This window comes from Thiorhodovibrio frisius (assembly GCF_033954835.1).
Classification (GTDB): Bacteria; Pseudomonadota; Gammaproteobacteria; order Chromatiales; family Chromatiaceae; genus Thiorhodovibrio; species Thiorhodovibrio frisius.
On the sequence record NZ_CP121471.1, the window covers coordinates 3,737,375 to 3,753,296 of the forward strand.

General features: G+C 61.6%; 13 protein-coding genes. 7 read left to right on the top strand and 6 right to left on the bottom strand.

Annotated features, from left to right (window positions below; translation table 11 throughout):
• Positions 1-63: 63 nt before the first annotated feature.
• From Thiofri_RS17140 to Thiofri_RS17165, 6 genes are all read right to left on the bottom strand, one after another.
• Positions 64-1,794, bottom strand: a complete 1,731-nt coding sequence (locus Thiofri_RS17140; RefSeq protein WP_009147666.1) for a PP2C family protein-serine/threonine phosphatase — start codon at positions 1,792-1,794, stop codon at positions 64-66.
• Entirely contained in the window at positions 1,778-2,587 is an 810-nt protein-coding gene (locus Thiofri_RS17145; protein WP_009147665.1) for a substrate-binding periplasmic protein, read from the bottom strand. Before Thiofri_RS17145 ends, Thiofri_RS17140 begins: the two co-directional genes overlap by 17 nt.
• Complete coding sequence (locus tag Thiofri_RS17150) at positions 2,565-3,413, bottom strand: GGDEF domain-containing protein (RefSeq protein WP_009147664.1); 849 nt, start codon at positions 3,411-3,413, stop codon at positions 2,565-2,567. The genes Thiofri_RS17145 and Thiofri_RS17150 overlap by 23 nt, the downstream gene beginning before the upstream one ends.
• 11 nt (positions 3,414-3,424) lie before the next feature.
• Positions 3,425-3,814, bottom strand: coding sequence for a DUF1987 domain-containing protein (locus tag Thiofri_RS17155; RefSeq protein ID WP_009147663.1), 390 nt, complete (start codon positions 3,812-3,814; stop codon positions 3,425-3,427).
• 106 nt (positions 3,815-3,920) lie between these two features.
• Complete coding sequence (locus Thiofri_RS17160) at positions 3,921-4,475, bottom strand: SiaB family protein kinase (protein ID WP_009147662.1); 555 nt, start codon at positions 4,473-4,475, stop codon at positions 3,921-3,923.
• On the bottom strand, positions 4,459-4,716 hold the full coding sequence (locus Thiofri_RS17165) for a response regulator (RefSeq protein ID WP_009147661.1): 258 nt from the start codon (positions 4,714-4,716) through the stop codon (positions 4,459-4,461). Before Thiofri_RS17165 ends, Thiofri_RS17160 begins: the two co-directional genes overlap by 17 nt.
• Before the next feature lie 70 nt (positions 4,717-4,786).
• Between Thiofri_RS17165 and Thiofri_RS17170 the strand changes: the two genes are divergently transcribed.
• The 7 genes from Thiofri_RS17170 (at position 4,787) to Thiofri_RS17200 (ending at position 15,918) form a co-directional block, all read left to right on the top strand.
• Positions 4,787-5,842, top strand: coding sequence for a response regulator (locus tag Thiofri_RS17170; RefSeq protein ID WP_040854766.1), 1,056 nt, complete (start codon positions 4,787-4,789; stop codon positions 5,840-5,842).
• Between the two features lie 242 nt (positions 5,843-6,084).
• Complete coding sequence (locus Thiofri_RS17175; RefSeq protein WP_223296682.1) at positions 6,085-7,161, top strand: polyamine ABC transporter substrate-binding protein; 1,077 nt, start codon at positions 6,085-6,087, stop codon at positions 7,159-7,161.
• Positions 7,162-7,241: 80 nt separating this feature from the next.
• Positions 7,242-10,355, top strand: a complete 3,114-nt coding sequence (locus Thiofri_RS17180) for a diguanylate cyclase (protein WP_009147658.1) — start codon at positions 7,242-7,244, stop codon at positions 10,353-10,355.
• 234 nt (positions 10,356-10,589) lie between these two features.
• On the top strand, positions 10,590-11,384 hold the full coding sequence (locus Thiofri_RS17185; protein WP_009147656.1) for a DUF4351 domain-containing protein: 795 nt from the start codon (positions 10,590-10,592) through the stop codon (positions 11,382-11,384).
• A gap of 200 nt (positions 11,385-11,584) precedes the next feature.
• On the top strand, positions 11,585-12,649 hold the full coding sequence (locus Thiofri_RS17190; protein WP_009147655.1) for an HD-GYP domain-containing protein: 1,065 nt from the start codon (positions 11,585-11,587) through the stop codon (positions 12,647-12,649).
• Positions 12,649-13,860, top strand: a complete 1,212-nt coding sequence (locus tag Thiofri_RS17195; protein WP_009147654.1) for a TRAP transporter substrate-binding protein — start codon at positions 12,649-12,651, stop codon at positions 13,858-13,860. Before Thiofri_RS17190 ends, Thiofri_RS17195 begins: the two co-directional genes overlap by 1 nt.
• 60 nt (positions 13,861-13,920) lie before the next feature.
• Positions 13,921-15,918 (top strand): hybrid sensor histidine kinase/response regulator, encoded by a 1,998-nt coding sequence (locus Thiofri_RS17200; RefSeq protein ID WP_009147653.1) that lies wholly within the window; start codon positions 13,921-13,923, stop codon positions 15,916-15,918.
• Positions 15,919-15,922 lie beyond the last annotated feature (4 nt).

The following is a 15,922-nucleotide window of genomic DNA, read 5'->3' on the forward strand; positions in this document are numbered from 1 at the left end:
CGCCGGCGATGTCTTTCTTGACTCCGTCGGCACGGGCACGAATCCGGCGCGACTCGCCGTTGATCAATCATTCTTGTGAATCGCGATGAGCGTCATATCATCGCGGCGCGCCTGCTCACCCCGATAGGCCGCAAGTGCCTGTTCAAGCGCGAGCATCCAGTCATGCAGCTTGGCTTTGCGGCTGCGCTTGAGTCGTTCGATGAAGCGGCGGCGACCCAGGAGCCGCTGCGGCTCGCCGCCCATCTGGTCGGTCACGCCATCGCTGAGCAGCAGACACAGATCGCCGGGTGCGATCTCCAGCCGATGCAGTTCGATCCGGCGCGGTGGCGGCAGACTGGCGTAGCCGAGGTGCGCATGGCCGCCGCGATAGACCTTCACCCGGTCATCGGCGTCGAGCTGGATCAACGCAATGCCGGCGCTGGCGAAACGCGCCTGGGTGCAGTCCGGGTTGAGACAAAGAACCGCCGCTTCAAGCCCATCGTCGGCAACGCTGTCGTGAGCATCCTGACGCATGCGTTTGCGAACCAGATCATCGAGTGCATAGAGTATCTCAACCGGGTCGCGCAATTTCTGCTCGTGCAGAATGCGCTCCAGGGCCGAGGCCACCACTAGCGTCATCAGGGCGCCAGGAACCCCGTGCCCCGTGCAGTCGGCGAGCACGATGAGCGGCTGATTCGCCAGGGATTCAAACCAATACCAGTCGCCGCCCACGGCTTGCAGTGGCTCCCAATGCACGGCGATTTCAGCCTGGTGCAGGCGGATGCGATCCGACGCGGGCAGAATGGCGTTTTGAATGCGCCGCGCATAATTGATGCTGGCGAGCAGTTGATCATTGGCATCGGCGAGCCGGGCATGGGTGCTGTCAAGTTCGCCGAAGGCCTGCTCGAGCGCGGATTTTTGCTGGTCAAGATCCTGCATCGCGCTGTGCAGCGCACAGGTTCGCTCCTGAACGCGGGCTTCGAGTTCCTGCGTCAGCGCACGCAGATCCTGTTCAGCCACATCGCGCTGATTGAGACCCTGCTGAAAGGCGCTGAGCAGAGCGCCCATGCGCAGATTCAACATACCCAGCTCGTCGCGCTGGTGTCCGCGCAGTCGCGGCGGTGTCCAGTATCCCGGTGCGCCGGGGTCGACCTCGGTAATGGCATCGGACAGTCGCAGAATCGGGCGGGTGATCATCCAATAGAACACGGCCACCACCAGCGCCGAAACCAGCAGGATTTGCACCGTGGTCACCAGCAGGTTGTTGCGGGCTTGGACCAGAAAGCTGGCGGCCAGGGCATTGGCCGAGAGTTCCAGGCTGAGGGTGCCGATGGGTTCGCCCGGCTCTGTGGATGCCTCGGGGGCGCTCTGAGGATCATGCAGGACCAGGCGGTAATGCAGGATGTCGGCAAAGGAGGGCGCCAGCGCGCGCACCAGAACCGTCGGCGGCGATGCCGATGCGGGTTTGATCTCAGCGAGCACCTGCCCGAAGTTGTCGCGCAGCTCGGCGGCGGCAAGGGCAGGCAGGGCATGGAGTCCATTGATGAGCTGGCGCGCCAGCTCGGGATGCATTTGGAAAGCCGCTTCGGCTGCGGAGCCGCGCACCAGCGCGAGCGTGCGGTCGATTTCGGCCTGGAGGTCGGCGCGCATGCCGCGCCATTGCAGATAGAGCTGAGCGGCGCCGGTCGATAAGCTCAGTAGTGACACCACCAGCAGGGTGATGGTGGCCTGCTTGAAGGTGAGGCCGCGCCAGAAGGTCACCTGGGCGTTCGCCAAGTCGGGGTGTGGCGTGAGCGGTTCAGTGGGCGCCTTCAATCGGATCTGTCCTCTCCGTGTCGGCCTGACCCAGCCCCCAGCGCGCCTTGATGGCTTGCACCTGAGCGGCGGACCGCTCCAACCAGTGATCGAAGGCTTGCAAGACCTGCGGATATTTCAGGGTGGAGAGATGGTAATGATCGCGCGAATGCGGCAGGCTGGGATCGAACACCAGTGCTTCGGGCTGGCCGATGGCCTGTTCGAGCTGATAGGCCGCGACCTGGGTGTTGGCATAGGCGGCATCAACGCGCCCGGCGATGGTCTGGCGCATCAGTGCTTTGACGTCCAGACTCTTGCGCAACTGGACCTGGCCCTGGCTAATCTCCTGCTGCCAGGCCCAGGGCGTGAAGCCGATCACCGTGGCCAAAGTCTTGACGCTGGCGCGACCCAGGCCCGCGCGTTCGGGGCGCACCAGGGTGCCATCGGTGAAGGCCAGCAAGGGCCGGCTGTAGTGAATCTCGAAGCCCGCACGTTTATCGCGCTGCCAAGCGGGATGGTCGGGTAGCTTAAAGTCGATCTGGCCAGTGAGAAAACTGCTCAGCAGACGCGAGACAGGGAGCGGGCGATAGTCGAAGCGGATGCCCTGATCCTCGGCAAAGGCGTCGAGCAGTTCCGGCAAGACGCCCATGCAGCGGCCATCCTGGCAAGCATGCACGGGGAGATAATCGATCTGCTCGACACCGACGCTGTAGGTCTCGCTTTGCGCGGTCGCTTCCGAGAGAACCAGCAGCGTCAGAGCGCAGAGGCCAAGCACGGTTTTTAAGTGATGCTCAGTCACGCGTGATTGGTGCATCCGCTGAATCCAGCGTGTCCGCGACCACCTGATTGCGTCCGGCATCTTTTGCGCGATAGAGGCTGCGGTCAGCGCGCGCGATGGCGCGGTTCAGCGGCTCATCCTTGGCGAGTGACGCGACCCCGATGCTGAGTGTCATTTGGATGGGGCCACGCTGGCTTTGAATTTGCGCCTGAGCCAGGCGCTCGCGCAGGCGTTCGGCGACCTGAAGACCGTCGTCGAGGGTGGTTTCCGGCAGAATACCGAGAAACTCTTCCCCGCCCAAACGTCCCGCTACATCACCCTCGCGCAATTCAGAGCGAAACAGGTCTGCAAAATGGCACAGCACGTCGTCGCCGATGCCGTGACCATAGCAATCATTGACCTGCTTGAAATAATCGAGATCGCACAGCATCAGGGTCAGCGGCTGTTGGGTGCGACGGTGGCGGCGGACCTCATGCTCACCGAGTTCCAGAATATGCCGACGGTTGCTAATGCCGGTCAGTTCATCCGTGGTTGCCATCCGGCGTAGTTCGGCCTCGAGCACCTTGCGGTGCTGAATCTCTTCATGCAGTTGGTCATTCAGGGCCTGGAGTTTTGTGGTCTGTTCGGACAGTAGCTGATTGGCGCGGTGCAGATCGAGCTGCAGCCGATCACTGATGCGCAGCAGCCGGCGCGACTCGCGATAGCTGCGGCGGTAGGCATCGCGCAGCAGGCTGAAGCCTTCGGGCAGGCCCTCGGGAATGCGTTCCAGGCTTTGCACCATGGCTTCCGCCTGGTCCAGCATTTTCTCCTCGTAGGCAAAGAGCGTGAAGCTCGCGTCAGGGGATTCGATGGGTTGGATCATGGCGAGATATCCTAGCCTTGGGGGAGCGGCACCAGTTCAAATTCTCCGTGCTCGAAGTCTTCCGCGAAGTCCTCGCCAAACTCCTGCATGGCGTCATCCTCGGGGTCGAAAAACCAGCGTACGCGCGTCGAGACCCCGCGCGATGCAGCGTGCTCGAGGAGCTGAAACATGTTCATCAGCGCCTTGGCGCTGCTGCTGTTGAAGTAGGTCATGCGCAGTTCAAGCTCGACGCGCGCATCGACAAGACCGTCGAGATATTCCGCCATCGCCTTGAGCGGAGGGCCAAAAAAAGCCGCCGCATCCTCCGGATAGGACTCACCCGCCAGGGAGAGGCGATGATGCTCAAAATCAAACAGGAGCGCGGGGGAGCGTTCGGTGGCTTCGCGGTGGATCGGTTGCATGCTGTCTCGGCGCGGACTTAACTGGGCGCGGATTGCGGGTGACCGGATTGGATGACCTGATTGGATGACCGGGTGAGTGGCCTGGCCGAGTGATTGATCAGGCAACTTAAATATAGGCCTTGAGACAGAAAAATGTCTGCTGCTGGCCAACGGGAACGAAGTCGAACTCAATTGGCCGACTCGAACGACGCGCGATCTCAATCAGACCGACATTGCCGCCGATGCTATCGGACTCTGCGGGTTCTCTGAGTTTTTCCTTGTAAAGCGCCTTGAGCTCGGTCTTGTCCATTTTCGCCATGGCGCTGAGGCGCTGATCGAGTGCAATGGCTTCTTGCTCGCGCACCACATTGCCACAGACGACAAAAAAGCCATCCGCCTCGCGACCGACCGAGACCATGCCCGAGCTGAGTGCCGTCGCTTGGCTGGGCGGGTCGATCAAGCGCTCCGATGAATACCGCAGGATATTTTGCACCTGTTCGACAAAGACGGAGAAAACGCGCTTGGTGACGTTCGCGTCGGTGTCTTCGAGGGTCATTTTCTGTTTCAGCGCTTCGCCGAGGGAGTACAGAATCCCCTCGGACAAAAAACCGACGAAGGAGAAAATCAGACCGCGATTGCCGGTCAGTCGCTGAAACTCGAAATAGTCACGGGCGAGATGCATCGGTGGACTCCCACGGGCAGCGCCTGACATTGGGGGCTCTGAGGACCGGTCGCATCACCGCGCCGACACCGGCTCTTTGAGCCATCATGTTAAAGGTCGCGCCAGTGCGGCACAATAGCCGAATAGCCGCGACAGCCTCGCGCGTTGCCAGTACGTGATACTCCAGCTTGAGCAGATTGACAAGACTGCGCTGGTTGTCAATCTGATCGTCAACGATCAGAATCGAATGCGGGTCTGTCATTCAAAACCCTCTAAACAGTCAGGAAAAAGCCCATGGATCCCGCCGTGAATCCCCCATGAAACACTCGCTTATGACTCAGCAAGCCGTCACCGCTAGCACCGACAAACCAACGATTCTTGCCGTGGATGACGCGCCAGGGGATTTGAAAATTCTTGCTAAGATTCTCAAAGACGACTACCGCGTGAAACTGGCTTGCAATGGGGCCGCAGCGCTTGAAGCGGCAAACGCGACTGAAAAGCCGGATTTGATTCTGCTCGACGTGAAGATGCCTGATCTTGACGGCTACGAAGTTTGCCGACGCCTGAAAAGCAACCCGTTGACTCAGAATATCCCGGTTATCTTCGTCACGGCTTTAGATAAATTCCAAGGCGAAACCGTCGGCTTCGACCTAGGCGCGGCGGATTATATTACAAAGCCGATTAAACCCGTGATTGTCCGGGCGCGCGTGCGAACGCAACTCGCGCTCTACGATCAGACACGCCACCTCGAAACCCTGGTGCGAGAGCGCACCCAGGCGCTTGAGCGGACCCGGCTGCAAGTTGTAGAAATACTCGGGCGTGCGGCCGAGCTGAAGGATGAGGAAACCGGTCTGCATGTGGTGCGCATGAGCCGCTACGTCGGTCTGCTCGCACAAGCCCATGGTCTGGAGGAAGACTTCTGTAAGTTGTTGCAGCATGCCGCCATGATGCACGACGTGGGCAAGATCGGCATCCCGGACCACATTTTGCGCAAGCCCGATCGCCTCGACGAGGCCGAATTTGCTGAGATCCGCCGACACGCCGAAATCGGCGCCAGAATCATCGGCCAGAACGCCGACGACAGCCATTCACTGATCGAGCTTGCGAGCATTATCGCGCTTACCCACCACGAAAAATGGGATGGCAGCGGTTATCCGCACGGACTTGCCGGGGAAGACATTCCTTTGGTCGGGCGCATCGCCGCTGTTGCCGATGTGTTCGATGCCTTAACCTCTGACCGGCCCTACAAAGCCGCCTGGAGCATCGAGGACGCTGTCGCTCTGCTCAAACGCGAGCGCGGACGTCATTTTGATCCGCATCTGGTGGATAGTTTTGAGAAGATTTTGCCGCGCATCATCGCCGTGCGCGAGGCATCTCTGGACAAATGACCAGCCGCGTCAGGACGCAGGCATGAAGCACGCCTTGCCTGCGAGAAGCACCGGCAGATAAAAGGTTTCGCCACATAATCAACGGCGCTAAGACCATCGGGAGCGCTACCCTTTCCAAGACGGAAAACTCTTTTGCTACAGCTCTATATATGGTTGGCCGAGCCAGGTCACGAGGATCAAGTGCCATGAATGTTCTTTGCTTAAAAAACTGCCTAAGCTCACTCCCGGCTGCTGCGGCCCGGATGCTGTTTCTGCTTATGGTGCTCTGGCCAAGCGCCTATGTGCTGGCCGAATCGATCGAGTCGAGTGCCCTGTCGGATCAGCAGCAGCAAGGGGACTCACCGCCGCGCGAGCTGGTGTTCTACAACTGGACCGCCTACGTCGATCAGGACGTGGTCAAGGCGTTCGAGGAAAAATACAACGCGCGGGTCGAGCAACGGTATTTTCAGTCCGCCGACGAGCGCGATGAAACCCTGATGCGGAATGAGGGCAAGGGCTTCGATGTGCTGGTGGTGACGGCCGGCGATCTGCCGCCTTACATCAAGCGCGGTTGGTTGCAGCCGCTCGAAAAGGCAGCCATTCCCAATCTGGAGCATATCGACCGGCGCTGGATTGAGGGCTTTGAAGGTTTAGACCAGTACGCCGCGCCTTACCTCTGGGGGACAACCGGACTCATTTGGCGCTCCGATTTGATCGATCAGCCGCTGACGAGTTGGGGCCAGTACTATGCGCCCCAAGATGCCTGGACTGGCCATGTGATGGTGCTCAATCAGTACCGGATTGCCTTTGGCATGGCGCTGAAATCCCTCGGGTATTCGTTCAATTCAACAGTGCCTGATGAAATTGACGAAGCCGCCGCCCTGCTGCGGGCGCAAAAGCCATTCGTGCAGAATTACGGCTATTTCAAGACCGATGCCGACTCGGGCATCGTCTCCGGGGAGACCTGGATCGGTCAGACCTGGAATGGCGATGCGCTGATGCTGATGGAGCGCAATCCGGCGATTCGCTACATCGTGCCTAAGGAAGGCGGGGAGTTGATGATCGATTATCTGGTCATACCCGCCGAGGCGCGCGAGCCCGAACTGGCCAATGCCTTCATCAACTGGTTACATGAGCCCGCCAACGCTGCGGCCTGCGCCCAAAGCCTGCAATTCGCGACCACCAATCTGGCGGCCAAAGCGCTGCTGCCGCAAGACTTCCTCAACAATCCGGTGATCTATCCGCCGCCTGAGGTGTTCGCGCGCAGCGAGGTGCAACAGCCGCTGCCGGCGGAGATTCAGGCACGCATGATTAGCGTCTGGGCGCAGTTGATCAATTAGCTGACCCGCATCCTGATGCTTTTAATCAGTTTCCATTTCCGCCTGTTCTCACCCGAAAACCTGTTGCTCGTGCCTGACTGATGCCACTGCGGCTCAAACTGCTGTTATTCGTTCTGCCGCTCGTCATCGGCCCGTTGCTTGGGCTCGGCTGGCTGGCCTACGACGGTCTGCGCACCAATGCCGAGACGACGCTGCTGCGGGAAATGGACACTCTGCTCGAGCAGGTAACGCTGAGCGAGGAAACCCACCGCCGCACGGCGCTCGCCAATGCCAAGCTATTCGGCGGCTCCAATCTGCTCAAGCGCTATCTGTTCGCACCCGAGGATGAGCGCGTCAGCTTTCTACTACTGCCGCTGCTGAATCTGTTCGCGAGCTATCACGACGCCTATGCCGACTATGGCGACATCCGCCTGATCGACCCGGACGGCAAGCAACTGGCGCGCTATCTGGCGGACGAGCATGGCAGCGCGTCGGCGTTGGTGGGCTTGGATGACTATCTCGACGCGCTGCGCGCGAGCGACCAGCCAGCGCTGGCCCGCTATGTGCGGAACCAAGACGGCGAGCCGCGGTTGCTGGTGGGACTCAAGCTGGTGTTTGTCGATCCGGTGTTCGAGGACAACAGCTTCGCCGAGCCGTCCTTGCGCGGTTTTTTGTTACTGGTGATTTCGCCTGAGCATCTGCGCCAGCAGGTCGAGAAGGGCAGTTTTGGTCGCAACGGTCGCATTCTCTTTGCCGATGCTGAGGCAAGACGGCTGTTTGCCGACGGGGCCAATCCGGCTGGTGAGTGGCTTTCCGCAAGTTTGCACGCCTCGGTGACGGCGGCAACGAGCGCTCATAGCGTGCAACGAACCGAACAAGCCGGACATGGCAATCTGGTCAGCGCGCGCGAGCTGACACCCAATCTGTCGCTGATTGCGCTCTTGTCGGAGGACGAGCTCGACGCCGCCGGGGCGGCCCTGGGGCGCAAGGTCGTCATCATTGCCCTTGTCACCCTGTTGCTCGCCTCAACCCTGCTGCTGATCGCGCTCCATCTGCTGGTGCTGCAGCCGGTTCGGCAGCTCGAGCGCGGTGCCCAGGCCATCGGCGCCGGCAATCTGCAAATGCGGCTGGTGGTGCGCGGCCGTGACGAGCTTGCTCATCTGGCGGCAGTGTTCAATCACATGGCGGCCAACCTGCAGACCTCGCAGCAGGAAAAGGACCGCGCCCAGCAGGAGGCGCTCGACAGCAAGCAGCTCGCAATCGACAGCCTGCGCAAGGCTGACCGGCTAAAGGATGATTTTCTCGCCAACACCTCGCATGAGTTGCGCACGCCGCTGCATGGCATCATCGGCCTGGCGGAGAGTCTGCGCGGCGGCGCCGCTGGCCCACTGACAGCGGCGACTGATGACAATCTGCGCCTGATCATCGCTTCCGGACGGCGGCTGGCAACCCTGGTTAACGATATTCTGGACTTCTCGCGGCTGCGTCATCGCGAGCTGCGGCTAAATCTCACTGCCGTGGATGTCCGGGCCGTTTGCGAGCTGGTCTTGCAGCTGGTGGCGAGCCTGGCCGAGCCCAAGGGACTGGAGTTGATCAACAAGGTGCCTCAGGGGCTGCCGCCGGCGCTAGCCGACGAGAACCGCCTGCAGCAGATTCTCTACAACCTGCTCGGCAATGCCATCAAGTTCACCAAGCAGGGCTGGGTGCAGGTCTGTGCCGAGGTGGATGACGACGGTCGGATTGCCCTGCGCGTCTGCGATTCCGGCCCAGGTATTGCGCCGGAGCAGCACGAGGCGGTCTTTGCCTCCTTCGAGCAACTCGACAGCGGCGCCGGGCGGGTGCATGGGGGCACCGGGCTCGGCCTCGCGGTCACCCGCTCGCTGGTGCAGGCGCTGGGCGGCAGTATTTCGCTCGAATCCCAACCCGGCGCTGGTGCCTGCTTCAATTTCACCTTGCCCGTGGCCGACCCGACAGCCCAGGCAGCCGGCCAGGCGCTGGCGGCTGACATGGCGCCTTCTGCGATGGCAGAAGCAGAAGCGGGAACAGCGCAAGCGCAGATGCTGCCCGGGGCGGACCGCCTGGTCGGCGCCAGCGACGCCAGCGATACCACCGACGCTATGCTGCGCGATTGGCGCGGCAACGGCCAGCTCGTGCTGGTGGTGGATGATGATCCGGTTAACCTGCGGGTGCTGGACAACCAGCTTGGCATCCAGGGATTCCGCGTCCAGACCGCTCCCGACGGGGAGCAGGCCCTGGCTCTAATGGCCGCCGTCGGGAGTGACCAGAGCGATGGCGCACCCAAGGATTGGATTACAGGCCCACCCTCAGACGTGCCCGAAGCTATGCACGGAGTTCTGCCAGCCGAACAACCCAGCGTGGTGCTGATCGATGTCATGATGCCGCATATGAACGGCTTCGAGCTGTGCCAGCGGTTGCGGCAGCGCTTCGGTCCGGACGAACTGCCGATTGTGTTCCTAACCGCGCGTAATCGCGAGGGCGACATCCTGCACGGCTTTAGCGTCGGCGGCAACGACTACCTGCCCAAGCCCTTCTCGCGCGGCGAGCTGATCGCGCGCGTTCATGCCCATGCCAGTCTGGTCGAGCGCACCCAGTCGCTGCGACTGCTGACGCGCGAGCTCGAACAGCGTGTGACTGCACGGACCCACGAATTGGAGGCGGCACGGGCGGAAATGGAACGCCTGGCGATGCTCGACGGCCTGACCCAGCTACTCAACCGCCGCGCGCTCGATCTGGCCGTGGAGCGAGAATGGAGTCGCGCACAACGCCATGCGCAGCCGCTCTCGGCGCTGATGCTGGACGTGGATTTCTTCAAGGCCTACAACGACCGCTACGGTCATCCGGAAGGCGACCGCTGCCTGCAGGCAGTGGCCGACGTGATGTGCGAGCAGGCGCGCCGCGGCGGCGACCTGGTGGCACGTTACGGTGGCGAGGAGTTCTGCGTCCTGGTCGCGGACGATGCCGACCAGGCACTGCCGCTGGCCGAGCGCATCCGTGCCGCCGTCGCCGCGCTCGGCATCGCGCACGATGACTCTGAGGTGGCCGACCATGTCACCGTCAGCATTGGCGTGGCAACCCGGGTGCCGGATGGCGCAATGCCAGCATCGGCGTTACTCGAGCGCGCCGATGCCGCGCTCTATCGGGCCAAGCGCCAGGGCCGAAATTGCGTATTGGTTGATCGTGGTCCAGACGATTGACCGGATCGACGATGCCGCTCCAACACGCCTGATCCCGCCCACCCCGGGCAATGAAGCCATGAAAGTCACGCCTTCTTTGAGATTCACGCCAAGGCGCGACATGCCGACAAACGCGATCAGTCGCGAAACACACCCAGCTGTGGCTTGACTAGCTGAACGCCGCAGCATCGCCATGTTTGGACTCGCACGCCAAACCGCTGTATACACTTATTATTCTAAATGACAGGAGCATGGATGATGTCGCAACACCCCCTGCGCCAAGTTCGCGGTCCCTTTTTCGCCGAGCAATTACGCGATGGCGATCCTTATGAACTGAGTAACGGCCATCCCATCGAATGCCTGCCCGCCGGGGGACGCCACGCCTGGGCCAATTTGGTCGGCGGCTTGGCTATGGAGACCGATCCCAAAGTAGATGCCGCAGCGGTGGATGCCGGTTATGCCTTTGGTTCGCAGGATCTCCGCGCTCCGGATATCGCCGTTGGCAATGTTCCCGACGCCCCTGGCTGGATTTCAGGTGTCCCGCCCCTGGCGGTGGAATATGCCGACCGCGGGCAAGATGAGGATGAGCTTCAAGACAAAATCCGCGAGCTTCTGGCCGCAGGAACGCGCTACCTGTGGGTGGTGCGTTTGCATGGCCCGCGACGAGTCGAGATCCATGAGGCGGGCAAGACCTGCCAGACGCTCTATCCGGGTCAGGAGCTTAGGGCGCCCGGTGTGCTGAAAAACCCGCTCCCGGTCGAGGCACTCTACGACCCACAGGCCGCGCACGAGGCGGCGCTGCGCAATCTGCTACAACGCAAGGGCTACGAGAGTCTGGATGCCGTTCGCGACCAAGGGAGGGCTGAGGGGATGGCTGAAGGCGAGCTAAACATCCTGTTGCGTCTCCTCGACAAGCGCCTGGGTGGCCTGGCCCCAGTTCTCGCGACCCAAATACGCGGGCTCGACTCAGCCCGACTAAGCGCGCTCGGCGATGCGCTGTTGGATTTCCAACAAGAGCAAGATCTGCGCGCATGGCTAAACGCCAATTGACCCAGAACGACCTTGCGTGCGCGATGCGCTTAATCACCAAATTTAGGGCTAATGAGCTTTTTTGAGCACCCTGTAAATAATTCCGCATAGAGAATTCGAGGAAAATTGATTCTAGATATGTGTATTTGAATGTTCGAAGCCGCTAGCGCACAATGCCGGGATGAGCCCGCCACGGGTGCTGAATGGAGGAGTTCGGACTATTGAACCAAGCAGCGACGGCTTCGATTTTGATTGTCGATGACAACCAGGAAAATATCGATGTCCTCAAAGGCATGCTGTCTGGCCACTATGGCATCCGGGTGGCGACCAGCGGTCGCCTGGCGCTGAAGATCGCGCGCTCCGGCAAGCCGCCCGATCTCATCTTGCTCGATGTGATGATGCCGGAGATGGATGGCTATGAGGTGTGCCAACAGCTCAAGGCCGATGAGCGCACCCAGTCAATTCCGGTGATCTTTGTCACGGCGCTCAGCGATGCGGACGACGAGACGCGCGGTCTCGAGCTTGGCGCGGTGGACTATTTGATCAAGCCGTTGAATGCCGCTATCACCATGGCGCGCATCAAGACGCATCTGATGCTGAATGATCGCAGTCGCCTGCTGCAAGAATTGGTTGATGATCAGACGCAATGCCTGGTGCACAAGACCCTGGAGTTGGAAGCCTCACGGCTTGAGATCCTGCGCCGGCTAGGGCGGGCGGGGGAGTATCGCGACAATGAAACCGGCCTGCACGTCATCCGTTTGAGCCACTACGTTCAGTTGCTGGCCAAGGCGGCGGAGCTACCCGGCGAGACGGTCGAGCGGATCATGAGCGCCTCCTTGCTGCACGACATCGGCAAAATCGCGATTCCGGATCGCATCTTGCTCAAACCGGGCAAGCTGACCGAGGAGGAATTTGAGGTCATCAAGACTCACACCACCATTGGCGCTGAGATCATCGGCGAGCACCCGCATCCATTGATCCGCATGGCGCGCGACATCGCCGTGACGCACCACGAGAAATGGAATGGCAAAGGCTATCCGCTGGGGCTGGCGGGGACGGAGATCCCGCTGCACGGTCGCATGACGGCGATTGCAGATATTTTCGATGCCCTGACCAGCGTGCGACCCTATAAAGAGGCATGGAGCCTGGATAAAGCGCTGGACGTCATTGCCAAGGAAGCGGGAAATGCCCTCGACCCCGAGCTTGTCGCGCTCTTTCTTGGTCTGCGCCCGCAGATCGAATCCGTCAAGGAAACCTTCGCCGATGGCGCGGCAGGCGCAGACTAATGGTGCCTCGCCCGCCGCCCGGTCTTGCCGTTGCTGTTGTCATCGCGATCATCCTGGTGATCGCGCTGCTCTTGGTGACCGCTGGAGTCTGGATGCCAAACAAAGCGCCCGCCAACGGGGTGCCCACAAGCGGGGTGCCGGCAACCAGCGCGCCTGATCAGGCCCCGCTGGCCGAAGAGCCCGGCGCGCGCGCGGCGATTGCACCTCTAACTCTGCGGCTCGGGCACAACATGGTAGAGGATAGCGCCCTGCATGCCGCCGCCGCGCGCTATGCCCGAGAAGTCGAAGCGCGTAGCGACGGGCGCATTCGCATCGAGGTGTATCCGGCCAGCCGCCTGGGCAACGATCTTCAGATGATCGAAATGGCCAAGCAGGGAAGCTTGGATTTGCTGCTGTCGCCGACGGCCAAGTTAAGCTCGGACGTTCCGGCCATCCAGTTTGTTGATCTGCCGTTTTATTATGATTCGCGCGCCACGCTCTACGCCATCCTCGATGGCGAGCCGGGGCAAATGCTGCTCGACAAACTCCGACCGGTAGGCCTGGTGGGCGTGACCTTTTGGGGAAATGGCTTCAAGCAGTTTACGGCCAACAGCCCCTTGCGCACCCCGGAGGACTTTCACGACCTGCGCTTTCGGGTCATGAAAAGCCGCATCATTATCCAGCAGTTCCGGTTGCTGGGTGCCACGCCGGTGCCGATCGAATTCAACGCGACCTATCAGGCACTGGCTGATGGCGCCGTGGATGGTCAGGAAAACCCGCTGGTGGCCATCGTCGGCATGCGCTTTTATGAGGTGCAATCACATCTGACCCTGAGCCACCATGGCTACCTGGCCTATGTGCTGTCGATCAGCGCCAAGGTGTTTGATCAGCTACCGGACTCGGCGCGCACGCTGCTGATCGCTGTCGCCGAGGAAGTCACCCAGTGGGAACGCGAGGAAACACAACGCCGAGACGCCGACTATCTCGAACGCGTCAAGGCAGCGGGCGTGACGGTGACCACGCTCACCGCTGCCGAGCGCGAGCGCTTTGTCAAAGCGCTCGCCGTGATCCCCCAGCGCTTCGAGACGCTGATCGGTGCCGACCTGCATGCCGCGATTGAGGACATGCGCGCTGACCGGGAAAACGCTAACACCGGGAGCGCCAGCGGGAGCACCAGCGCGGGCACCAGCGCGGGCACCAGTGGCAACCGGAACACCACACCGGTGGATTGACCAGGAGGTCATCAAACCGCAGCAACGGAGCTAGCACTGAACAGGCCGATTCCCAACCCCTTGTCGTCCACCGAGCAACGGCTGTCGCGTTCGCTGACGGGACGTTACCTGATCGGTCTGGCCCTGATTGCCTGCCTTGCCACCACCGCCTGGATCAGTCTGGAACTGGTCATCACCACGCATGAGAGCACGGCCGCCATCGTCAACGTCAGCGGTCGCCAGCGCATGCTCAGCCAGCGCACCGCATTGTTCGCCATGGAGTTGGTCAACGCGCCCCCGAGCGAGCGCCCCGGCGTGCGCGAGCAACTGCGCCAGACGCTCGACTTAATGGAGCACTCACATCAGGGGCTGATCCACGGCGACCCCGACATGAAGCTACCAAGCCAGCAGTCCGAGCCGGTCAGAGCCATGTATTTCGACGGCGAGGACGCCCTCGACTCGCAGGTCAGGCGCTATCTTGAGGCCGCACGCCTGCTCGCGAACGCCGATGACGCCCAGTTGAACATCGAGCATCCGGCGCTGCGCTATCTGCTGATGGTCGGTCCCGGCGTCCTGCTGGAGGCGCTCGATGCCATGGTGTCGCAGTACCAGCGCGAGGGCGAGGCGGCGGTGCGGACATTGCACCGCATCGAGACGGTGGTCTGGCTGCTGACCCTGCTGTTGTTGGTGTCGGAGGCGCTGTTCATTTTCCGCCCTTTCAATCAGCAGATGAGCCAACTCATCGGGAGACTGAAGGACGCGCAACGCGACCTTGAGCAACATACCGAGACGCTCGAAGAGCAAGTCGCCGCGCGCACCCAGGAGTTGCAGGCGCATCGCGAGCACCTGGAGGAACGGGTCGCGCAACGCACCGCCGAGTTGGAAGCGGCGAATGCCACCAAAAGCGCCTTTCTGGCCAACATGGGCCACGAGATCCGCACCCCGATGAACGCCATCATGGGGTTTTCGCAGCTGTGCATGCAGACCGAGCTGTCGCCGAAGCAGTCCGACTACTTGCAGAAGATCCATACCGCCGCGCAAAGCCTGCTTGGGCTCCTCAACGATATTCTCGATGTCTCCAAGGTCGAGGCGGGGCGGCTGGAGCTGGAGCGCATTCCCTTTGTGCTTGACGAAGTCATCGGGCGGGCTGCCGCGATCATTGCCATCAATGCCGAGCAGAAAGGGCTCGCGTTTGTGATCGAGACCGACCCTGAGATCCCGCGGCAGCTGATGGGTGACCCACTGCGCCTGGGCCAGGTCCTGCTCAACTTGCTCAGCAATGCGGTCAAGTTCACCGAGCGCGGCGAAGTCAGTCTGCGCATCGCGCTGTCAAGACGCGAGCACGACAGCGCTGAGCTGAAGTTTGAGGTTCAGGACAGCGGCATTGGCATCAGCGCAGCGGACGCCGCGCGCCTGTTTCGCCCCTTTACCCAGGCCGACGCCTCGACAACGCGCAAATACGGCGGCAACGGGCTCGGGCTGGTCATCAGCCAGCGCCTGGTGGAGATGATGGGCGGTGAGCTGCGCTTTCGCAGCCAGCCCGGCGAAGGCTCGGTGTTTTACTTCAGCGCCCATCTGGGTCTGCCCGACGCGCTGACCGCCCGGAGCGTGGCGCCGCTGCCCCCGGCCCTCACGCCCGATTTGCCCATGCCTGATCTGCCCATGCCTGATCTGCCCATGCCTGATCTGCCCATGCCTGATCTGCCCATGCCCGATCTGCCCATACCCGATCTGCCAGGCGTCGGGGTCGAGACCACCGCGCGCCGACCCGCGCCGGACGCCGCCAGCGCCAGCGCCCCTGGGATCTCCCTCGAACGCTTGCAGCCGCTACTGGACAAAGCCTGTGTTCAGTTGGATGAGTGTGATGCAGCGGTCGACCAGACGATGGAGGAGATTCTGCGCATCGCCGCCCTGCCTGGGCCAGTGACCAAGGAGCTGGCGGCGGCCGCCAAGGCGATTGCTCGCTACGATTACGATGTCGCACTCGACATCCTGCGCCAGATCGGACGCGCGCGGCCGCAACCCGGCGCATCCGCGCTTGGCCAAGAGGCCGAGCGCAGCGATGACCTCAACAGCTGAACAT